Origin of the sequence: Phocoenobacter uteri (assembly GCF_900454895.1) — a bacterium.
GTDB classification, from domain to species: domain Bacteria; phylum Pseudomonadota; class Gammaproteobacteria; order Enterobacterales; family Pasteurellaceae; genus Phocoenobacter; species Phocoenobacter uteri.
The window spans coordinates 75,169-97,832 of sequence record NZ_UGTA01000001.1 but is presented as its reverse complement, the minus strand read 5'-3'; the positions used below and the strand labels follow the sequence as shown (position 1 = coordinate 97,832).

At 36.6% G+C, this 22,664-nt stretch carries 22 protein-coding genes; 10 read left to right on the top strand and 12 right to left on the bottom strand.

The features are described 5' to 3' along the window. Positions 1–32: 32 nt before the first annotated feature. From ileS to artP, 5 genes are all read right to left on the bottom strand, one after another. Complete coding sequence (gene ileS / locus DYE60_RS00450) at positions 33–2,840, bottom strand: isoleucine--tRNA ligase (RefSeq protein WP_115314644.1); 2,808 nt, start codon at positions 2,838–2,840, stop codon at positions 33–35. Positions 2,841–3,000: 160 nt separating this feature from the next. Then, the gene (gene artM, locus DYE60_RS00445) at positions 3,001–3,684 is read right to left on the bottom strand and encodes an arginine ABC transporter permease ArtM (protein ID WP_115314642.1); all 684 of its coding nucleotides are present in this window, start codon (positions 3,682–3,684) and stop codon (positions 3,001–3,003) included. Then, positions 3,684–4,355, bottom strand: coding sequence for an arginine ABC transporter permease ArtQ (gene artQ, locus DYE60_RS00440; RefSeq protein ID WP_115314640.1), 672 nt, complete (start codon positions 4,353–4,355; stop codon positions 3,684–3,686). Before artQ ends, artM begins: the two co-directional genes overlap by 1 nt. Further along, positions 4,355–5,080 (bottom strand): lysine/arginine/ornithine ABC transporter substrate-binding protein, encoded by a 726-nt coding sequence (locus DYE60_RS00435; RefSeq protein WP_115314638.1) that lies wholly within the window; start codon positions 5,078–5,080, stop codon positions 4,355–4,357. The genes artQ and DYE60_RS00435 overlap by 1 nt, the downstream gene beginning before the upstream one ends. A 22-nt stretch (positions 5,081–5,102) precedes the next feature. Then, on the bottom strand, positions 5,103–5,831 hold the full coding sequence (gene artP, locus DYE60_RS00430) for an arginine ABC transporter ATP-binding protein ArtP (protein WP_115314636.1): 729 nt from the start codon (positions 5,829–5,831) through the stop codon (positions 5,103–5,105). A gap of 278 nt (positions 5,832–6,109) precedes the next feature. Here artP and serB point away from each other — a divergent pair, with 278 nt between their 5' ends. The 9 genes from serB to DYE60_RS00385 all read left to right on the top strand — a co-directional run bounded on the left by serB (position 6,110) and on the right by DYE60_RS00385 (position 15,137). After that, complete coding sequence (serB, locus tag DYE60_RS00425; protein ID WP_115314634.1) at positions 6,110–6,982, top strand: phosphoserine phosphatase SerB; 873 nt, start codon at positions 6,110–6,112, stop codon at positions 6,980–6,982. An 88-nt stretch (positions 6,983–7,070) separates the two neighbouring features. Beyond that, entirely contained in the window at positions 7,071–7,661 is a 591-nt protein-coding gene (locus tag DYE60_RS00420; protein WP_115314632.1) for a hypothetical protein, read from the top strand. After that, complete coding sequence (greB, locus tag DYE60_RS00415; protein WP_115314630.1) at positions 7,662–8,135, top strand: transcription elongation factor GreB; 474 nt, start codon at positions 7,662–7,664, stop codon at positions 8,133–8,135. 44 nt (positions 8,136–8,179) lie between these two features. Beyond that, positions 8,180–8,854, top strand: coding sequence for a ribulose-phosphate 3-epimerase (gene rpe, locus DYE60_RS00410; protein WP_115314628.1), 675 nt, complete (start codon positions 8,180–8,182; stop codon positions 8,852–8,854). A gap of 138 nt (positions 8,855–8,992) precedes the next feature. Further along, on the top strand, positions 8,993–11,275 hold the full coding sequence (locus tag DYE60_RS00405) for an NADP-dependent malic enzyme (protein ID WP_115314626.1): 2,283 nt from the start codon (positions 8,993–8,995) through the stop codon (positions 11,273–11,275). Positions 11,276–11,342: 67 nt separating this feature from the next. Continuing rightward, positions 11,343–11,708 carry a fluoride efflux transporter FluC gene (locus DYE60_RS00400; protein WP_115314624.1) on the top strand — a complete coding sequence of 122 codons (366 nt, stop codon included), beginning with the start codon at positions 11,343–11,345 and terminating at the stop codon, positions 11,706–11,708. Positions 11,709–11,833: 125 nt separating this feature from the next. Beyond that, complete coding sequence (gene pgk, locus DYE60_RS00395) at positions 11,834–12,997, top strand: phosphoglycerate kinase (protein WP_115314622.1); 1,164 nt, start codon at positions 11,834–11,836, stop codon at positions 12,995–12,997. 79 nt (positions 12,998–13,076) lie between these two features. Further along, positions 13,077–14,156, top strand: coding sequence for a class II fructose-bisphosphate aldolase (gene fbaA / locus DYE60_RS00390; RefSeq protein ID WP_115314620.1), 1,080 nt, complete (start codon positions 13,077–13,079; stop codon positions 14,154–14,156). A 177-nt stretch (positions 14,157–14,333) separates the two neighbouring features. Continuing rightward, entirely contained in the window at positions 14,334–15,137 is an 804-nt protein-coding gene (locus tag DYE60_RS00385) for a peptide ABC transporter ATP-binding protein (protein WP_115314618.1), read from the top strand. Between the two features lie 3 nt (positions 15,138–15,140). On the opposite strand, the gene DYE60_RS00380 is transcribed toward DYE60_RS00385, so the two are convergent. The 7 genes from DYE60_RS00380 to DYE60_RS00350 all read right to left on the bottom strand — a co-directional run bounded on the left by DYE60_RS00380 (position 15,141) and on the right by DYE60_RS00350 (position 19,946). Then, positions 15,141–15,632: a phosphatidylglycerophosphatase A family protein gene (locus tag DYE60_RS00380; RefSeq protein WP_115314616.1), complete on the bottom strand. Its 492-nt coding sequence runs from the start codon at positions 15,630–15,632 to the stop codon at positions 15,141–15,143. Positions 15,633–15,646: 14 nt separating this feature from the next. Next, positions 15,647–16,603, bottom strand: a complete 957-nt coding sequence (gene thiL, locus DYE60_RS00375) for a thiamine-phosphate kinase (RefSeq protein ID WP_115314614.1) — start codon at positions 16,601–16,603, stop codon at positions 15,647–15,649. 9 nt (positions 16,604–16,612) lie between these two features. Continuing rightward, the gene (gene nusB / locus DYE60_RS00370) at positions 16,613–17,026 is read right to left on the bottom strand and encodes a transcription antitermination factor NusB (protein ID WP_115314612.1); all 414 of its coding nucleotides are present in this window, start codon (positions 17,024–17,026) and stop codon (positions 16,613–16,615) included. A 107-nt stretch (positions 17,027–17,133) separates the two neighbouring features. Beyond that, complete coding sequence (gene pilQ, locus DYE60_RS00365) at positions 17,134–18,201, bottom strand: type IV pilus secretin PilQ (RefSeq protein WP_115314610.1); 1,068 nt, start codon at positions 18,199–18,201, stop codon at positions 17,134–17,136. Then, positions 18,198–18,710, bottom strand: a complete 513-nt coding sequence (locus tag DYE60_RS00360) for a hypothetical protein (protein WP_115314608.1) — start codon at positions 18,708–18,710, stop codon at positions 18,198–18,200. The genes pilQ and DYE60_RS00360 overlap by 4 nt, the downstream gene beginning before the upstream one ends. Next, entirely contained in the window at positions 18,703–19,218 is a 516-nt protein-coding gene (locus tag DYE60_RS00355; RefSeq protein ID WP_115314605.1) for a hypothetical protein, read from the bottom strand. Before DYE60_RS00355 ends, DYE60_RS00360 begins: the two co-directional genes overlap by 8 nt. Next, on the bottom strand, positions 19,200–19,946 hold the full coding sequence (locus DYE60_RS00350) for a type IV pilus biogenesis protein PilM (protein WP_147285442.1): 747 nt from the start codon (positions 19,944–19,946) through the stop codon (positions 19,200–19,202). The genes DYE60_RS00355 and DYE60_RS00350 overlap by 19 nt, the downstream gene beginning before the upstream one ends. 103 nt (positions 19,947–20,049) lie before the next feature. Here DYE60_RS00350 and DYE60_RS00345 point away from each other — a divergent pair, with 103 nt between their 5' ends. Then, positions 20,050–22,617 (top strand): penicillin-binding protein 1A, encoded by a 2,568-nt coding sequence (locus DYE60_RS00345; protein WP_115314601.1) that lies wholly within the window; start codon positions 20,050–20,052, stop codon positions 22,615–22,617. Positions 22,618–22,664 lie beyond the last annotated feature (47 nt).

Below are 22,664 nucleotides of genomic sequence, written 5' to 3'. Positions count from 1 at the left end.
TACCCTGCCTTTACAATAACTATCGCTTTTTATTATGCGAAATGACGTTGTTCGCCTGCACCAGCAACATTTTCTACACAACGACCACAGATTGAACTGTGTTGTGCGTGTGAACCGATATCCGTTGAGAAGTGCCAGCAACGTGGACATTTTTCGCCTTCAGCGTGTTCAACTTTCACGGCTAAACCGTCTAACTCGCCTACTTGGACATCAGCGTCTGCAAGTGGTTTCACGATTGCCTGAGAAGTAATCAGAACAAAACGTAATTCATCACTTAATTTCTCTAATGTCGCACCAATTTCATCATTTACATAAAGGGTAACTTTCGCCTCTAACGCACCACCAATCACTTTATCTTTACGTGCTTGCTCTAATACACGGTTTACTTCGGTACGCACCGCCAACACTTGTTGCCAGTAAGCGTTATCCAATTTCTCACTTGAATCTAAGCCAAATAAACCTGTGTAGAATTCTTCGGTAAACACGAATTCTGCACGATCCATTTCAGGTAAACAATTCCAAATTTCGTCCGCAGTGAATGAAAGAATTGGCGCAATCCAACGAACCAATGCTTCTGAAATGTGCCATAACGCTGTTTGACAGCTACGACGTGCGATACTGTCCGCTTTGGTTGTATATTGACGGTCTTTGATAATATCTAAATAGAATGATCCCATTTCAATTGAACAGAAACGCATTAAACGTTGTACAACGGTGTGGAATTGATAATTATCATAAGCTTCAATGATCTCTTTTTGTGCTTCTAATGCACAGCTTACTGCCCAACGGTCAAGGCTGATCATCTCTTCTGGTTTCACACAATCAGTTTTTGGATCAAAGCCGTTTAAGTTTGCTAATAAGAAACGTGAAGTGTTACGAATACGGCGATAAGCATCCGCTGAACGTTTTAAGATTTCATCAGAAACCGTCATTTCGCCAGTGTAGTCTGTTGAGGCTACCCATAAACGTAAAATATCGCCACCAAATTTATCCATTACTTCTTGTGGTGTCACGATATTTCCGATGGATTTAGACATTTTACGTCCTTGACCATCCACCGTGAAACCGTGCGTTAAGACTTGTTTGTACGGTGCTTTATTGTCTGTTGAGCAAGAAAGCATTAACGATGACATAAACCAACCACGATGTTGATCCGAGCCTTCTAAATAAAGATCAATCTCGTTACCATTAAATTCAGCACGATTTTGTACCACAGACGCATAAGTTGATCCTGAGTCAAACCACACATCTAAGGTATCTTTTACCGCACGATAGTTTTGAGCATCGTCTTCGCCTAATAATTCTTTTGGATCTAAATCCCACCACGCTTGAATCCCGTCTTTTTCAACACGTTTTGCCACTTCTTCAATTAACTCAACTGTACGTGGGTGTAATTCTTCGGTTTCATTGTGAATAAATAAAGTAACTGGCACGCCCCAAGTACGCTGACGAGAGATACACCAGTCAGGACGGTTTTCAACCATTTTTTCGATACGAGCTTGCCCCCAATCAGGAATCCAACGCACATTTTTAATTTCACCTAAGGCTAATTTACGCAAGTCCTGTGTTTCCATTCCTACGAACCATTGTGGTGTTGCACGGAAAATAATTGGGGTTTTGTGTCTCCAACAATGTGGGTAGCTATGACGAATTTTTTTCATTTTCATCAATGCACCGGTTTCTTCTAATTTTTCTAAAACTGCACCGTTTGATTCAAATACGCCTAAGCCTGCAAAAAATTCAGTGCTAGGGATAAATTTACCGTCATTACCCACTAAGCCTGCCATTTCAATGTTATATTGACGTGCAATCGTATAGTCGTCTTGACCGTGATCTGGTGCTGTATGCACTAAACCCGTACCGCCGTCAGTAGTAACGTGATCGCCTAAAATAAATGGCACATCAAAAGCATAGAATGGGTGATTAAAGCGTAATAATTCTAACTCTTTACCTTTTGCTGAACCTAGTACTTGATACTCTTCAACACCAACTTCTTTTGCGACTTCTTCAACTAATTCAGCCGCTAAAATTACACGCTCATCGCCAAATTGTACCAATTGATATTCTAACTCTGCACTTAATGCAATCGCACGGTTAGATGGCATTGTCCAAGGGGTTGTTGTCCAGATAACCGCTGAGATTTTTCCTTCACCTTTCGCATTAAATTTTTGTTCGATTTCTTGTTCGTTTACCGCACTGAAACGCACATAAATTGATGGCGATGTTTTATCTTCATATTCAACTTCTGCTTCTGCTAATGATGAACCACAATCTAAACACCAGTGAACCGGTTTTGAACCTTTGTATAAGTGACCATTTGCCACCATTTTTCCGAATGCACGAATAATATTGGCTTCGGTGTCAAAATTCATTGTTAAATAAGGATTATCCCAATCCCCTAACACACCTAAACGAATAAAGTCTTTTTTCTGACCTTCAACTTGTTCAGCTGCATATTTACGACATTCTGCACGGAATTCTGCCGCAGAAATTTTTTGATTTGGTTTGCCAACTAAACCTTCTACTTTTAATTCAATCGGTAAGCCGTGACAATCCCAACCCGGAATATAAGGCGAATCAAAACCTAATGCGGTTTTTGATTTAATAATCATATCTTTTAAAATTTTATTTACGGCGTGTCCGATATGGATATTACCGTTCGCATAAGGAGGGCCATCGTGCAAAATAAAGCTTTTTTTACCTTTCGCTGACTCGCGAATTTTTTGGTATAAACCTTTGTCATACCAATTTTTTAACATTTCAGGTTCACGCTTAGCAAGGTTGCCACGCATTGGAAAGCCTGTTTCAGGCAAATTTAAAGTATTTTTATAATCAGTCATTGTGTTTTCCCGTAGAGATAAAATTTTAAAAGTTAAAATTGATCTGACCATTGTAAAGAAGAATGGAATAAAAATCTATATTTTACAAAAAATTAAAAAAACAAAAAAAGAGGCTAATTTGCATTAGCCTCTCAAATCATAATTGGAAATATTATATCAATTAAGACTTTTCTGCTCCCACGCGTTCAAAAGCAAGAATATATCCTTCTAATCGACGTAATAAGAGTGTCATTATCCCTGTTATAATTAGGTAAATTGCTCCAGCCATTCCATAAATCGCTAACGCATCATATTCCATTCCATATAGCTGACGAGCGTAGCCCATAATATCCATAATAGCGATGGTTGAAGCCAGTGAAGTGCCTTTAAATACCAAAATAATCTCATTGCTATATGAAGGTATTGAACGTTTTAACGCATAAGGAATCAGAATTTTCAATGTTTGAAAACGACTTAAACCTAAAGCAGCACACGTTTCCCATTGCCCTTGTGGAATCGCTTTTACCGCACCGTGAAATAGTAATGTAGAATAAGCCGCACTATTTAATGCTAAAGCTAAAATCGCACAAAACCACGCTTGTGAAAAGAAATACCAAAGTGGGCTATCAATTAGCCATTGAAATTGTCCAGGTCCACTATAAATTAAGAAAAACTGAATCAGCAATGGCGTTCCTGTGAAAGCAGTAATAAACATATTAACGAACGCTTTGATTACTCGATTTTCCATTGAAAGCAAAAAAGTTAGCCCGACAGCAAGAATAAAAGCGATAATCAACGAAATAACCGTCAGCTGTAAACTGGTGCTAATTCCTTGTGAAATAGTAATAAAATAGTCCCACAACATCAGTTATTTCCTCTTTCAAAGCGAGTAAAACGAGTTTCTAATTTTTTAATAAAAAATTGGCTAATCAATGTAATCATCAGATACACTAACGCAGAAATACCATACCAAGTAAAAGGTTTATGGGTTGATGCATTTATTAAATCTGATTGACGCATTAAATCAACAACTCCAATTAAAGAAACCAACGCCGTATCTTTTAATAATACTAACCATTGATTGCCTAATCCAGGTAAAGCGTGTCGCCATACTTGTGGCATTATAATTTTTATAAAAGTTTGTGGACGGCTAAACCCTAATGCTACACCAGACTCCCACTGCCCAAGTGGAATTGCTTTAATCGCACCACGCAATGATTGAGACGCATAAGCAGCAAAAATAATCCCTAATGCAACTGCACCACACCAAAAGGCACTAAATTCCACGAATTCATCTGTAATTAAGAAAAAAAGTTGTGTTAAACCAAAATAAATCAGAAAAACTACCAAAATTTCAGGTAAACCACGCAATAGTGTGACTAAAACATTTGCACTATGACGAATCATTGCAATTTTACTCATTTCAAGCACAACGAATAAAACGGCAAGAATTAAGCCTATTCCAAGACTTGCCACAGCAAGAGTTAGCGTAACCAACGTTGCTGAGGCAAAAGAGTTTAAAATATCTACTGACATTATTTTTTCGTCATCCAAGTTTGATAAATTTTATCCAATGTACCGTTTTCCTTCACAGTTTTTAATGCAGTATTTAATTTTTCTAATAATTCTTTATTCGATTTATTTACCGCAATACCGTAACCAATACCGAAGAAATCTTTATCTTTTACTTTCTCACCAACAAAGGTAACCGATGTTTCAGTTGGTAACCATTCTGCTAACACAGGTGTATCACCAAAGATCATATCAATACGTCCATTTTTAAGATCTAAGATTGCATTTTGTAATGAAGGATACGATTTTAATTGATATTGTGGCATTTTCTTCATTAAATATTCTTGATAAGTCGAACCATTCTGCACACCAATCACTTTCGCTTCTTTCGGCATATCTTTATCTTTTAATGCTAAGAAACTTGCTGAATTTTCAAGATAAGGTTGCGTGAATGACACTTGTTTTTGACGCTTGTCTGTAATATCCATTGCAGAAATAATTGCATCAAATTTTTTGAATTTTAAACTTGGAATTAAGCTATCAAAGGCTGTGTTTTTAAATTCACAGGTTGCATCAAGCTGTTCACAAAGAGCATTCGCTAAATCAACATCGAATCCAACGATTTCGCCTTTGTCTGTAGTACTTTCAAAAGGAGCATATGTTGCTTCCATAGAGAAAGTGATCGTTTCTTTTGCCGCTACTGATAATGCTGTGGTTGCAAATAGTGCTGTTAATAATAATTTTTTCATTGTTGTGTCCTTATTTCTAGTTTTAGTGAGAAAGATAAGCTGCAAATGCTTCGGTTTGAGGCTTATCAAAACAACGAGAATCCCCAAATTCAACCACTTTCCCTTGCTCCATATAAACAACTTTTGTTGCAACTTGTTTTGCAAAAGAAACCTCGTGGGTTACGATCACTTGGGTTATTCCTGTATCTTTTAATTCCTTAATAATATCCATTACTTGTGCGGTAATTTCAGGATCTAATGCTGCTGTTGGCTCATCAAATAACAATACTTCAGGTTGCATCATCAAAGCTCTTGCAATCGCCACACGTTGTTGCTGACCACCTGAAAGCTGTAATGGAAAACGCTCTGCGAGTGCTTCAATACGCAAACGAGCGAGTAAACCTTCTGCTCTAGCAGTTGCTTCTAATTTTGATAGCCCCAACACTTTCATTGGTGCTTCAATTAAATTTTGCATTACACTCAAATGTGGCCATAAATGGTATTGCTGAAACACCATTCCTACTTCTTTACGCAACAATGCAATCTGCTTATTATCAATTTTATTGCTAAGATCAAATTGATGATCTGCGATTTTTAGTGTGCCAGATTTTGGCATTTCAAGTAAATTCAGGGTACGAATTAAGGTACTTTTTCCCGCACCACTTGGCCCTAAAAGTACAACCGTATCCCCTTTTTCAATATTTAAATTGATGTCAAATAAGGCTTGATTTGAGCCGTAAAAAAAATTGACATTGCTGATTTGAATTGCCACGAAATAAAATCCTGTTTCTAAATAATTAACTTATGAATAGATATTAGAATTTATTGAATAATTATGCAAGCTATTTTTAAACTTTTTTTGTTTTTGGCGCAATAAAGAAAAAAATGCTATTTTATTTGCAAATTTTCAAGAAAAAATGACCGCTATTGTAAGCTAATAAGTATAGTAAAAGTGCCGAACCAAACAATGGAAGCAATACGCAAACAAGTTTGCTAATGCTTCCCTACAAAGTTATAGTAAATAAAAATTTACATACCATAAGGAATTTTATGCAAACCACTATTTTTTTATATTCAACAACCCTTACTGATGAAAAACTCACACAATTTGAGCAACAATCTGGTTTAAAAGCATTAAAACAGCAGGATTATCTTGGTTATAAAATTGCATTTTTTAACACAAATATGACCGCTTCATTAAAGCAACTTGCCGCACAATTTGAATGTGATATCAGCAGTTTAGAGATTACAGCGAATTTAGATCAGCAAGGTCTATTAGTAATGGATATGGATTCCACCGCAATAAAAATTGAATGTATTGATGAAATTGCAAAATTAGCAGGCACAGGGGAATTAGTTTCCTCAATCACAGCCAGTGCAATGCGTGGCGAATTAGATTTTGAACAAAGCTTACGCCAAAGAGTCGCAACCTTAGAAAATGCATCCGAAAAAATTTTGCAAAAAGTACGCAAAAACTTACCGCTTATGGACGGTTTTGAAACAATGGTTGCCACCTTAAAACAAACGAATTGGAAAATTGCCATCGCATCTGGGGGATTTGACTATTTTGCTGACTACTTAAAAGAAAAATATCAGTTAGACTCTGCTACATCAAACCAATTAGAAATAAAAAATGGCAAACTCACAGGGCAAGTGCTAGGCAATGTTGTTGATGCACAATGCAAAGCTGATACCTTAAAAAATTTAGCCGAACAGTTTAACATTCCACAAAATCAATGGGTTGCTGTTGGTGATGGTGCAAATGATTTACCTATGTTAAATACCGCCAATCTAGGCATTGCCTTACACGCAAAACCAAAAGTACAAGCACAGGCAAAATTTGTGGTAAACTTCGGCGATCTGACAGCCATCGCATTATTACTAAATGCAAAAAATTTATATAATACGGCTGAAATATTATAAAATGATATCACATTTTGTAGGAGAAAATGGAAATAAGCATTGTGTTTACTCATCACCCCAACAAAATTTGTTATAACAGGATACTACAATGAATAAATATTCACTCACATTGCTACTTTCTACTGTTATCGCTGTAACAGCTTGCAATGAAGAACAAAAAATCACAAAAACTGAACAGCCTAAAATAGAACAAGCAAATGCAGAACAAACTCAGAAAAAGTCACAAATAATACTTGAAAAACAATCGGTTAATTCTGATCAAGAATTTGCAAAAAACGAGGAAGTGACCTCTCTGCCTCAATCGTCATCTGCTTTACCTGAAAAACCAAGTGAATCCGAAACGAATAATAAAGAAAAAGAGTATGACCAAAAAGTAGAAGACGCAAAACAAGCAACGCTTAACGCTGCAAATAAATTAGCAGATGTGATGGGAACGAAAATGGAACAAGTCACTGAGCAATTAGCGGATACGATCAATCAGATTGATGTCAATAAAGCAACGGAACAACTTGCTGATAAAATCAATGGTATTGATATCAATAAAGTTACTGAACCATTAAAAAAACAAATCGACAAATTTGGACAATTTATGGAAAAACTTGAAGAATCAACTGAACAACCACAACAAGAAGATTCAAAACAGCAACCAAAAACTAAATTTGAGGAAGGCTATTTATAAATGGCAAAATCGCATTATATTACTCGTGAAGGCTGGCACGCCTTAGATCAAGAGCTAAAATTTTTGTGGAAAATAGAACGTCCCCAAGTAACTCAAGCGGTATCCGATGCTGCTGCATTAGGGGATCGCAGTGAAAATGCAGAATATATTTACGGTAAGCGTCGCCTACGAGAAATTGATCGTCGAGTACGATTTCTCACAAAACGTTTGGACGTTTTAAAAATTGTAGATTATTCCCCTGCCCAAGAGGGAAAAGTCTTTTTTGGAGCGTGGATTGAGCTTGAAAATGAGCAAGGTGATATAAATCAATATCGTATTGTCGGTTGCGATGAGTTTGATCCAGCAAAACACTGGATTTCAGTAGATTCCCCTGTTGCAAGAGCCTTGATTGGTAAGCAGGTGGACGATGAAGTGAGTGTAGAGACTCCCTCAGGGAAAGTTACCCTTTATATAAATAAAATTTGGTATAAATAATTAGTTTTACTATCAACCCCTTTTAATTACTTTGGAGATAAAAAATGAGCCACAAACCCTTTCTAATTGCCCCATCTATCCTTTCAGCTGATCTTGCTCGCTTAGGCGATGATGTGAAAGAGGTACTGAATGCAGGAGCCGATGTTATCCATTTTGACGTAATGGATAACCACTTTGTACCCAACTTAACCTTTGGGCCTGCAATTTGTAAAGCATTACGAGATTATGGCATTACAGCACCAATTGATGTGCATTTAATGGCAGATCCAGTTGATCGCTTGATCCCTGAATTTGCGAAAGCTGGTGCAGATTACATCACCTTCCATCCCGAAGCTGCTGTGCATATTGATCGTACTTTACAACTAATTAGAGACAATGGCTGTAAAGCAGGCTTGGTTTTTAATCCTGCAACACCATTGAGCTATTTGGATTATGTAATGGATAAAGTTGATGTGATTTTATTGATGTCTGTAAATCCAGGTTTTGGTGGTCAATCATTCATTCCTGCAACGTTGGATAAATTAAAACAAGCTCGCAAAATGATTGATGAAAGTGGCTTTGATATTCGTTTAGAAGTGGATGGTGGCGTAAAAGTAAATAATATCGCTGAAATTGCAGCAGCGGGTGCCGATATGTTTGTGGCTGGCTCTGCTATTTTTGATCAACCAGATTACAAAGCAGTAATCGATGAAATGCGTCAACAACTGGCTAAAATTTAGCCTTTGCATGCCTATAATTTTATTAAATAAAAATATAAAATTTTAGATATTGATCACAAAAAAGGCTCTCTTTTAGTGCTAAAATTACACAATCATTATAAATTCTTTAATTTAAACAGATACTAAGGATAAACAAATATGAATAGTAAATTACGTCAAGCCGCTCTTGATTTTCACGAATTTCCAATTCCAGGAAAAATTGAAGTCACGCCAACTAAATCCCTTGCAACTCAGCGAGATTTAGCCCTTGCTTACTCACCAGGTGTGGCGGAGCCTTGTTTAGAAATTGAAAAAGATCCTTTAACTGCCTATAAATATACGGCTAAGGGAAATTTAGTTGCTGTAATTTCTAATGGTACTGCGGTACTCGGTTTGGGGAATATCGGTGCATTAGCGGGTAAACCGGTAATGGAAGGTAAAGGCGTACTATTCAAAAAATTTGCGGGTATTGATGTGTTCGATATTGAAGTCGCAGAGAAAGATCCTGAAAAATTTGTCGAAATTGTCGCTGCATTAGAGCCAACCTTTGGGGGAATCAACCTTGAAGATATCAAAGCACCTGAATGTTTCTACATTGAACAAAAATTACGTGAGCGTTTGAATATTCCTGTATTCCACGACGATCAACACGGTACAGCAATTATCAGTGCCGCAGCGGTGATCAATGCATTGCGTATTGTGAATAAAAAAATTGATGAAGTGCGTTTAGTGGCATCTGGTGCGGGTGCAGCGTCGATTGCCTGTTTAAACCTGTTAGTTTCACTAGGTATGAAACGTGAAAATATCACTGTTTGTGATTCAAAAGGGGTAATTTATAAAGATCGTGATGATCGTATGGATGAAACCAAAAAATCTTATGCGATTGAAGATAACGGCTGGCGAACACTATCTGACGCAATTCCAAATGCCGACGTATTCTTAGGCTGTTCAGCAGCAGGGGCATTAAAACCTGAAATGGTTAAACAAATGGCGGCACACCCACTCATTTTAGCCCTTGCAAACCCAGATCCTGAAATTACACCACCAGAGGCAAAAGCAGTTCGTCCTGATGCGATTGTGTGTACAGGTCGTTCAGATTATCCAAACCAAGTAAATAATGTGCTTTGTTTCCCATTCATTTTCCGTGGTGCATTAGATGTGGGGGCAACCACCATCAATGAAGAGATGAAACGTGCGGCGGTATATGCGATTGCAGACTTAGCCCTTGCAGAACAAAGTGATGTAGTCGCTTCAGCTTATGGTGATGAAGCGACAACATTTGGGGCGGATTATGTTATTCCTCGTCCATTTGATCCTCGTTTGATTACGCGTATTGCCCCAGCTGTTGCTAAAGCGGCAATGGATTCTGGCGTTGCAACTCGTCCAATTCAAGATTGGGACGTTTATAAAGAGAAATTATCGCAATTTGTCTATAAAACAAATCTCTTTATGAAACCTATTTTCAGCCAAGCAAAAGCTAATAGAAAACGTATTATTTTAGCGGAAGGGGAAGAAAATAAAGCGTTACAAGCTACCCAAGAAATCGTCACTATGGGGCTTGCTTATCCTGTATTACTTGGTCGTCCTGCAATTATTGAAGAGAAAATCAAAAAATTAGGCTTACACTTAGAAATCGGTAAAGATTTTGAGTTGGTCGATAATAGTAATAATCCACATTATGAAGAATGTTGGAAGCATTATTACAGCAAAATGAAACGCAAAGGGATTACCCAAGCGATTGCTCAGCGTGTAATGCAATCAAATACCACCGTAATTGCTTCAACCTTAGTTGATTTAGGTTATGCGGACGGGTTAGTGTGCGGATTATTTGGTTCATACAGCAAACACTTAACCTCAATTAAAGACGTGTTAGGCTTAAAAGAAGGCGTGAAAACCCCTGCAGCATTAAACAGTTTAGTGCTTTCATCAGGTAACGTATTCTTAACCGATACTTATGTAAATCCAAATCCAACAGCAGAAGAAATTGCGGAAATTACGTTAATGGCGGCAGAAGAAGTGTGTCGTTTTGGTATCCAGCCAAAAGTGGCTCTGCTTTCTCACTCTAACTATGGTTCATCAGACCAACTCGGTGCACCAAAAATGCGTCAAGCATTAGAGCTAGTCAATCAAGCAGAACCAAGCTTAATGATCGATGGCGAAATGCACGGCGACTTAGCGTTATCAGAAGAGTTACGTAACGACATTATGCCTGATAGCCCATTAAAAGGATCAGCTAATTTATTAGTAATGCCAAACTTAGAGGCGGCACGTATTAGTTACAACTTATTAAGAGGCACAACAACAGCGATTACCGTTGGTCCAATTTTAATGGGTATCAACAAATCAGCACAGATTTTAAACCCAGTTTCATCAGTACGCCGTATTATCAATATGGTGGCTTATGCGGCGGTTAAATCGAATAACGATGCTTGTAAATGTTAATCGTTTTTTAAGCTAAAATATGCTAAATTAAATGCCATTCTTTCACTAAATAGAATGGCATTTTTTTATGATTTATCAAGCGTTCTTAGTGTCGGTGGGGGCAATGTTTGGTGCATTATCTCGCTGGCAAATCGGTATTTGGTTGCAACCTGTTTTTAACCATTTTCATTTTGGTACATTTATTGCGAATGTTTTAGGCTGTTTTTTAATCGGCATTGCCTTAGGATTAAATTTACACGATTCTCACAAACTTATTTTTATTACAGGATTTTTAGGTAGCTTTACCACTTTTTCCACTTTTTCCGCAGAAATTAGCACAAAAATTTTAGAAGACAAGTGGCTACACGCAATCAATACGCTAGGATTACATTTGGTCTGTGGTATTATTGCCACCGTATTAGGATTATGGTTGAGTAAGACAATAAGCGGTTAAATTTAAGCAAAAATTTACAAATTTACAGAAAATCCTTTAACAATTTGATCTATATTCAGTAAATTTTCTAAGAAAATGCTATAATCCCCAACGTTTTTATTTTTAAATTATTAAGAGGAAATCATATGTCAGTAACTAAAATGACCGATCTAGACCTTGCTGGTAAACGTTTATTTATCCGTGCGGATTTGAATGTGCCAGTTAAAGACGGCAAAGTAACATCAGACGCACGTATCCGTGCAACACTTCCTACATTAAAATTAGCCTTAGAAAAAGGTGCAAAAGTAATGGTAACTTCTCACTTAGGTCGTCCAACAGAAGGGGAATTTGAAGAAAAATTCTCTTTACAACCTGTTGTTGATTACTTAAATGATGTATTAGATGTACCTGTTCGTTTAGAAAAAGATTATTTAAACGGCGTTGATGTGAAAGAAAACGAAATCGTTGTATTAGAGAACGTACGTTTTAACAAAGGCGAAAAGAAAAATGATCCTGAATTAGGTAAAAAATATGCAGCACTTTGTGATGTATTCGTAATGGACGCATTCGGTACAGCACACCGTGCTCAAGGTTCTACTTATGGCGTTGCTGAGTATGCACCCGCTGCTTGTGCAGGTCCATTATTAGCTGCAGAATTAGACGCATTAGGTAAAGCATTAAAAGAGCCAGCTCGCCCAATGGTAGCAATTGTAGGTGGTTCAAAAGTTTCAACTAAATTAGAAGTATTAAATTCACTTTCTCAAATCGCTGACCAAATCATCGTGGGCGGTGGTATCGCAAATACCTTTATTGCGGCAGCAGGCCACAATGTAGGTAAATCACTTTACGAAGAAGATTTAGTACCAGTTGCACAAAAATTAGCAGAAACAACCGATATTCCTGTACCTGTTGATGTACGTGTGGGTACAGAATTCTCTGAAACAGCACCAGCGACTGAAAAATTAGTTACCGAAGTAGCAGATGATGAATCTATCTTTGATATCGGTGATAAATCAGCAGAACAATTAGCTGAAATCATCAAAAATGCAAAAACAATTCTTTGGAATGGTCCAGTGGGCGTATTTGAATTCCCTAACTTCCGTAAAGGAACAGAAATCATTTCAAATGCAATCGCAGACAGCGAAGGTTTCTCTATCGCAGGTGGTGGCGATACTTTAGCGGCTATTGATTTATTTGGAATTAAAGATAAAATTTCATATATCTCAACAGGTGGCGGTGCATTCTTAGAATTCGTTGAAGGTAAAGTGTTACCAGCAGTAGAAATCTTAGAGAAACGTGCAAAAGCATAATCAAACATAGTCCCTACGCATAATGTGTAGGGGCAACAATATTTTTTAAAAATTTTTAAACACAGAGGAAATATAAAAAATGGCTAAATTATTAGACATCGTAAAACCAGGCGTTGTAACAGGCGATGACGTACAAAAAGTTTTTGCATTTGCAAAAGAACACAACTTTGCAATCCCAGCAGTAAACTGTGTAGGTTCTGATTCTGTAAACGTGGTTTTAGAAACAGCTGCTCGTGTAAACTCGCCAGTAATTGTTCAGTTCTCAAACGGTGGTTCATCTTTCTACGCAGGTAAAGGAATCAAACCAACAAGTGGTCAACGCCCAGATGTTTTAGGTGCGATTGCAGGTGCAAAACACGTTCATACCTTAGCTGAAGAGTACGGTGTACCAGTAATTTTACATACAGACCACTGTGCGAAAAAATTACTTCCTTGGATCGACGGTTTATTAGACGCTGGCGAAAAACACTTCGCTGAAACAGGGAAACCATTATTCTCATCTCATATGATCGATCTTTCAGAAGAGCCAATGAATGAAAATATGGCAATCTGTCGTGATTACTTAGCACGTATGGATAAAATGGGTATGACCCTTGAAATCGAAATCGGTATTACAGGTGGAGAAGAAGACGGTGTGGATAATTCAGATGTTGATGAATCAGAATTATATACAAAACCATCAGAAGTACTTTACGTTTACGATCAATTAAGCGAAATCAGTCCACGTTTCACTATCGCGGCGGCATTCGGTAACGTTCACGGTGTTTATAAACCAGGTAATGTTAAATTAAAACCATCTATCTTAGGTGAGTCACAAAAATTCGTTTCAGCTGAGCGTAATCTTCCTGAAAAATCATTAGATTTCGTATTCCACGGTGGTTCAGGTTCATCTCGTGAAGAAATCCGTGAAGCAATCAGCTACGGTGCAATCAAAATGAACATCGATACTGATACACAATGGGCAGCTTGGGATGGTATCTTAGGTTTCTACAAAGCAAACGAAGCTTACCTTCAAGCACAATTAGGTAACCCAGAAGGTCCTGACGCACCAAACAAAAAATACTACGATCCACGTGTTTGGTTACGTAAAATGGAAGAATCTATGTCTAAACGCTTAGAGCAATCTTTCGAAGACTTAAACTGTGTAAACGTTCTATAATTTGCAAATTTTAAGTAAAATTAGACCGCTTATTTAAGCGGTCTTTGTTTATTATATTAAAAATGTAGAGAGGATTAAGAAAGTGAAGTACATACATACTTTCCTATTTAATTCTCCCAACATTTCAGCAATTAAATTGATTATCTATTTCTGTTAAGCCAAAATTAAGAGGTTAAAATGAGTTCATTGCTAGAAGTGAGAAGCCTGAGTAAATGCTTTGTTGAGCATACTGCATTGTTTCGTAACAAAAAAAATTATGTAGTTAATGAAATTTCATTCACTCTTGAAAAAGGCGAAACCTTAACAATTATTGGCGAAAATGGTTCTGGGAAATCTACCTTAGTGAAAATGATCGCAGGGGTAATCAAGCCAACGTCTGGCGAAATCCGATTTTTAGATCACTTACTCACTTTTGGTGATTATAAATTCCGAGCGAAGCATATTCGAATGCTATTTCAGGATCCAAATAATGCATTTGATCCTAATCACAATATCGGACAAATATTAGATTCATCACTCAAACTCGCTACAGATCTTAATGAAGCACAGCGTAATCAAAAAATATTTCAAACATTAGAGCTTGTCGGAATGCACCCTGAACACGCCTTAATGCCAATCAATGAAGCATCAAGTAATCAAAAACAACGAGTTGCCTTCGCTCGTGCCTTGATTTTAGATCCTGACATTATTGTAATCGATGATACCCTAAGTACCCTTGATTTCTCATTACGAATTCAAATTATTAACCTAATGCTTAAATTACAACAAAGAAACGCGATTTCTTATATTTATGTGGGACAACATCTCGGCATTGCTAAGCATATTTCCGATAAAATTTTAGTTATGCAACACGGCAAAATGCTTGAATATGGCAATACCAAAGAAGTTTTGCTGAACCCTCAATCCCCTTTTATGAACCGTTTGATTGACAGCCATTTTGGTAAAAAATTAACGGAAGAATCTTGGGCGAATATTGAATAAAAGCTATATCAGATCAGCTAAATGCAACCCAAAATATAAGAAATAAAGCACAATAATTGCATAAACTGACGCTAGAATATCATCAACCATAATACCCAAACCACCTTTTAGCTTTTTATCAATAAAGCCGATTGGGAAAGGTTTGAGAATATCAAAAATGCGGAATGTGATAAAAGTTAATATATAAAATAAAGTATCGTGTTGTGGTAAAAATGCAAAAATTAAAAAGATCCCAACAATTTCGTCCCAAACAATACGCCCATCATCGTGAACCCCTAGATCTTGGCTCGTTTTTTCACAAATGTAGCAACCAGCGATAAAGGAAATAATAGAAAGCCCTATGAAAAATACTGGTGAAGCGGTCAAATTCCACAATAAAATTGCAAGAATCATTCCAGCAATAGATCCCCACGTACCTGGTGCTGGTTTGATTAAGCCAGATCCAAAGCCAAATGCAAGGAAGTGAATGGGATTTTTAAGATTGATTGGTTTCATAATATTAGATCCTTTTACAATGAAAAATGGTCAAAACCTGCTTGTTTCGGTAATTCTACTTTTTCACCATTTCTTAATAAGGTTAAACCTGATTGGGTAATTCTGCCAATACAACTGCATTTTATATCCAACTGAGTGATTGCTTTCAAAAAAGCCTCTTCCTTTTCAGGGAGGATCGTGAAACAGAGTTCATAATCCTCGCCTCCAGTTAGAGCAAAACGTTCAGCAAGTGTTGAAAATTCTGTTACAAGCGGTGTAGAAAGAGGAAGATTTTGCAAATTTATCTCTGCCCCACACTGGCTGCGTTCTAAAATATGCCCTAAGTCAGCCAATAAACCATCTGAAATATCAATCGCACATTGAGAATAGTGATTAAGCAATGAGCCTAATGCTATTCTTGGTGTTGGTTTTAAATGGCGTTGCAATAAATAGTCTTGATGACTATTTTTAGATGGTGTTTGATTTGCTAGTAATTCTAATCCTGCTTTGCTATCACCAAGTGAACCCGATACAAAAATTAAATCGCCCACTTGTGCTTTATGGCGATACAAACCTTTCCCTTTTTCTAGTACGCCTTGTGCTGTAATAGTAATCGACAGCGTTCCCTTTGTGGTATCGCCACCGATCAATTCAACATTGTATTGTTCTAAAATAGCAAACAATCCATTACTAAAATCCGCCAACCATTGATGATCAATATTCGGCAACGTTAAGGCTAGAGATATCCATTTAGGGGTTGCTCCCATTGCAGCTAAATCACTTAAATTAACGGCTACAGATTTATAGGCTAAATCATAGGAGGAAACATCAGGAAAAAAATGAGTGCCAACAGCTAGCGTATCTGTTGTTATCGCTAACTGCTGCTCTGGTGCTAATTCAATCACAGCACAATCATCGCCAATTGTCAGCACCGAATGTTGCTTCGCTTTTTGGCGATTAAAATAGTGCTGAATAATATCAAATTCGCCCATTGATAATGCTTATTTACGCCCTAATGCAGGTGCAAGTTTATCTAGAATGCCATTTACATATTTATGACTATCGTCTGAACCAAACACTTTTGCTACTTCAATCGCTTCGTTGATCACAACTTTGTAAGGCACATCGTGTTGGAATTTTAATTCATAGGCAGCCACTCGTAGAATTGAACACTCAATAGGATCAACTTCATCTTGGCTACGATCTAAATAAGGCTGAAATGCTGCATCAACAGACACAATATTATCTACTGTACCATTTAATAATTTATGAAAATAAGGAACATCAACTCCTTTCATATCTTGATCTGTCATAAATGAGCTTTCAACTTCATCTACTGAATTTTTAGACACAAACCAAGAATAAAGTGCTTGAACGGCACATTCACGAGCACGACGGCGTGGAGAAACTTTCATATAACCTCTATAAAGTATAATTTTGCAAAATTTGTTAAAGATCTAACCGCTTGCTGTTTAATTTTTAGCAACACGATCAAAAGATGGCAGATTTTATCACAAATTCACTATTGTGGGTTAATTATATGCGGTGTGACAAAAATAACTAATTCTCGTTTTGCGATTTTATCTTTGGTATGACTAAATAAATGCTTTAAAACAGGCAAACTTCCCAAAAGCGGTACACCATCTTTCTCTTTTGAGGTTATTTGTTGAAAAATACCGCCAAGCACAATGGTCTTGCCATTTTTCGCCAAAACCTGCGTTTGAATTTCTTGCTTATCAATAGTAACCCACTGCTGTGAACTGACTGTTGCTGAATTTGGTGCATTTTGAGTCACTAATAAATCTAATAAAATTTGATCGCTTTGCCCGAAATGTGGCGTAACCTCCAACCCTAATACCGCATCTCTAAATTCCACTCGAGTTACATTACCTTTATTATTCCGCTGAGGATAGGCTATTTCCGTCCCTTGCTTAATACTTGCTTTATTTTCATTGGTGGTTATCAAACTCGGACTTGCAATAATTTCAACATTATTTTCTTGCTCTAAGGCTGTCAATTCTAGGTCGAGTAAACGATTATTGATACTCGCAATTTGAACCACGACTGAAGCGGCATTACTTAGCACAGGAAAATTCACATTAAGATTATCCGCAGCAAATCCATTTCCTTCCAACTTTCCTGCAAATTGATGACTTTTTTCTACTCCCCCAAACATCCCCCAACGCACGCCAAGTTCTTGCAAATGTTCACTACTAATCGTTACAATTCTCGCCTCAATAGCCACCTGCTTTATTGGTTTATCTAATTTCTTCACTAACTGAGTTAATTTTTGCAACGTCGCTTGATTGCTTTTTATAATAATTGAATTAGTCTGCTTATCAAAATGTAAATATCCGCCTTCCAAAAGTGACCCACTGCCTTTTGTGAAAGTATCCACAATATCTTTGGCTTGTACATATTTCAAACTAATCGTTTTTAGATATTCATCGTCATCTATTATTTGAAAATCACTTTCTTGCTCTTTATCTTCTTCCATTTGTACTGCTTCATCGCTATTCTCAACATAAAAAGGATTCGCAAAAAGCGAAGGAATAAAACACAGCCCTATATACAACATTATTTTTTTCATTTTTTATTCTCTAAAATAGTTAAATTTACAACGCATTGCACCAAATAATCTTTATTCATTTTTATTAGCGTAATGTGATTAAAAGCGAATGACTTATCACTGTTTAATTGCAAAATCGCTTTTGCCACCTGCTCAAAAGTCTGATTAAAAATAATATCAATACTATTGTTCTCTTTATTCCAGTTCATCTCTTCAATATTGATCTTATTATCAATTAAAATTACTTTGATCCTCTTATTCAGCACCAAAGGATCAACTTTTTGCTCATCTTTTTTGATCCCCAACTGGCTTAATTTTTTAGTGATCAAAACGTTATCATTGAGCAACTTATGATGAATATTTATCGCTATATTTTCCGCCAAAATCGTCGTAACTAATCTATAACTTGGATAACTCAAAATCAAAATAGTGATAAATAGAGCAACAAGCCATTTATAATCTAATAAATAACGAACAAACAGATAAAACGAGCTTGTTGGGTTTAAATAATATTGCTGTAATTTATTCATTTTTTTGTACTTTAATTATAAATTCGAGTTGGTTTTGACTGTCTGTCTTTAACATATCTATAGTGATCTTATGCTTTGCTAAGCGATTTAAATAACTAGATAATTTATCAAAATCGTGCTGATTATGACTCTTTCCTACCAATTCAAAATAATCTGTTTTATGATGCTGAATATCAATTTCTGAGATTATTCCTGTTATAGGTAATTGTTGAATTTCCTTTAATATCAACTTGATATAATGTTCATCAATCACATTCTGTTTACTTTTCTGCTTAAAAATAAAACGTTGTAAAAGACGTTTTTTCTCTGCAATCTGCGTTTTAATTTCGCTATTTTGTTGCTGATAAAATGATTTATTTTTTCCAATTTTATTGGCATAACCATCAATAGCGACGGCAATAAAACACATCACAAGTATAAAAAATACAGAATAAGAACCTAATTTTTTAAGCTGATTGCTCCAATTCTGCTGATGATAATTCGTTAAATTTATACCTTGCCATTCCATAGCGTTGCTCCTAGTGCTGTAAGATATAAATAAGGATCTCGTATCGTTTTCTCGTCTAATGATGGCAATAAGATCAATTCGCACTCTTTTATTTTGGGTATTTTTTGCAAATTTTCAAAAAAATATAACCGCTTACAGTCGCTAATTTGCTCACTATTTTCAATTGCAGTCTGGCAAAATTCTTGTTGTTTGAATTGAATAATTTGATCTTGAAACACATAACCATTTTCAGCTTCATTTAGATTCTCATCTAGTTTAAATAAATGCGTTAAGCCTCTTTTATAACAATATATTTCACTGTCCAAAATAATGGTTTTATCTTTATTTTCAAATTGTTGACAATCTTTTTTTAAAGCATAAAGAATCACTTTTTTTAAATTATTTTCAGGTTGTAACAAAATTTGATAATCAAAATAAATATCCTCTATCGCAATAGGCAGCTCTTGTTTTAAAAGCGTAATCATCTGACGATATAACATTTCAGTTGAATAATTAGCGGGAAAAAAGAGATATTTTCGCCAAATGAAGCGGTCATTTATTGCATAAATTTTGCAAATTTTTTTATTTGCTAGCTCAAGCTGATTGAATATTTCTGATAACCTAAATTGTGATTTGTTATACCATTGCACGTCATACTGCTGATTATTCTTCACAACAGCACAAAAATAATTTTCATTATGACTTATTCCTACTTTTCTATATGTTGATTTTGGTTTAAATAACATCATTTTTTCCTTTTTGTGCCATTTTAAGGTATGATCTCTCTTTGAAGTCGGCACTATTATTGTGCTAAACCTATCCATTCGTCATTTACAAAAAGAGTTTTTTTCGATGAAGATCGCAAAATTTATATTTACAGCTTTATTTAGCCTGATCCTTTTGGGTGCTATTGGAGCTGGGATTTTATATGTTAATTTAAAATCTGAATTACCTGATGTAGCAAGCTTAAAAGAAGTAAAACTACAACTTCCAATGCAAATTTTTACTTCCGATGGTAAATTGATCGGAGAAGTAGGGGAAGAACGTCGCATCCCAGCCAAACTTGCCGATATTCCACAACCTTTGATCGATGCAGTTCTTGCAACGGAAGACAGCCGTTTTTATGATCATCACGGTTTTGATCTTAAAGGGATTGCTCGTGCTACGGTTGCCCTTGTTAAGGGAGGGCGTAAACAAGGGGCAAGTACTATTACTCAGCAGCTAGCTCGTAATTTTTTCTTAACCCCAGAACGTAAACTTATTCGTAAATTGAAAGAGTTAATTCTGGCAACGGAAATCGAACAAGTAATGTCAAAAGATGAGATCTTAGAACTTTATTTGAATAAAATTTATCTTGGTTACCGTTCTTATGGGGTGGCAACTGCTGCTCAAACCTATTTTGGTAAAGAGTTAAATCAGCTTACCCTTTCAGAAATGGCTGTTATTGCTGGCTTGCCAAAAGCCCCTTCAACGATGAATCCTATTTATTCGGTAAAACGTGCTGAGCAACGCCGTAATACAGTCTTATGGCGAATGCTACAAGAAAATAAAATCACCGAAGCACAATATGAACAAGCAAAAGCCGAACCGATTGTGTCAAAATTTCATAAAACAGTGTTAGATTTTAATGCTGATTATGTGACTGAAATGGTGCGTAAAGAAGTAGTTAAGCTATACGGTGAAGAAACCGCTTATACTAAAGGATTTAAAGTTTATGCGACGGTTTTATCAAAAGATCAATTTGCCGCTCAACAAGCATTGCGTGAGAATCTGATCAATTATGATCGTCGTCACGGTTGGCGTGGAGCAACAACACTTTGGAAAAGTGATGAAGAAGCGTGGAATGAAGAAGATATTATTGATCATTTAAGTCAGCTACCAAATTCTGAGCCTTTTGTCCCAGCAGCAGTATTGAAAACAACCAAAAAAGAAGCTCAAATTTTATTGCGTGATGGTGAGACAGCAACGCTAACCTTAAATGGAATGAAGTGGGCGAGAAAATATATTAGCAAAAATTCTCGTGGTCAAACTCCAACTGCGGTTGAGCAAGTCATCAAAACGGGGCAACAAATTTGGGTTCGCAATCAATCTAAAAATGAAAAAAATGATTGGGAATTAGGGCAGATTCCAGAAGTTAATTCTGCGTTAGTATCATTAAATAGTAATAATGGTGCGATTGAAGCGGCTGTGGGTGGTTTTAGTTATGCTCAAAGTAATTTCAACCGTGTGACACAATCAATGGTACAAGTTGGTTCATCAATTAAACCTTTTATTTATACCGCAGCATTAAACAAAGGATTAAGCCTTGCAACCACACTAAATGATACTCCAATTACTATTCGTAAAGCAGGACAAGAACCTTGGCGACCTAAAAATGCTCCAAATATTTACGAAGGTAAATTACGATTACGTGTTGGATTGGGCAAATCTAAAAATGTGATGATGGTGCGTACCGTACGAATGATTGGCATAGATTATATTGCCGAATACCTACAACGCTTTGGCTTTAAGCGTGAACAATATACAGCAACGGAAGCCTTAGCTCTCGGTGCAGCCTCTTTTACACCTCTGGAAATGGCTCGTGGTTACGCTGTATTTGACAATGGTGGATACTTAATTGATCCATTTATTATTGAACGCATTGAAGATGCAAATGGTGAGGAATTATATAAGGCAAATCCTCGTATTGCGTGTATTTCTTGTAATGACATTCCTGTTGCCTATGCAGAACCAAGCTATTTTGACTTTGTTCAAGAAGATGAAAACGAGGAAGTAGAATCCTTAGCAACCGCTGAAGAAGAAACTTTGAGTGATGATTTCCAAATTGAACCAGTAGCGAAAACAGACGATCCAAGTTTAATCGCAACCGCTATCGAAACAGAGCAAAAAGTACGTTATGCCCCTCGTGTAATTAGTGGTGAATTAGCCTTCTTAATGCGAAGTGCATTACATTCTGCAGCCTTTGGTGAAGCAGGACAAAGCTGGGTTGGAACAAGCTGGCGACTTGCCAAAGCTCTCCCTCGTAAAGATGTGGGTGGAAAAACGGGGACTACGAATAACTCAAAAGTAACGTGGTATGCTGGTTTTGGTTCAAATATCGTCACCACAACCTATGTTGCTTATGACGGTAATAAAGAACTTGGCAAAGGCGAAGCCGGTGCGAGAACGGCCTTACCTGCGTGGATTGATTATATGACTGTCGCACTTTCTGATAAACCACAACGTAATGACAAATTACCACCGAATATCATAAGAGTGGGAATTGATGCGAAATATGGATTACTTGGAAATGATTTAAGCGAATATTTTATTAGAGGGACAGAACCTAAAAATAGATATATTATTGAACAAGGTTATCAAATTCCAGTGGCAAATCCTGATCCAACATCAGATATGCCTCAAACCAAAGAGTTGTTCTAATCTTTCATAATGAAAATGGCATAAGGTAATATTACTTTATGCCATTT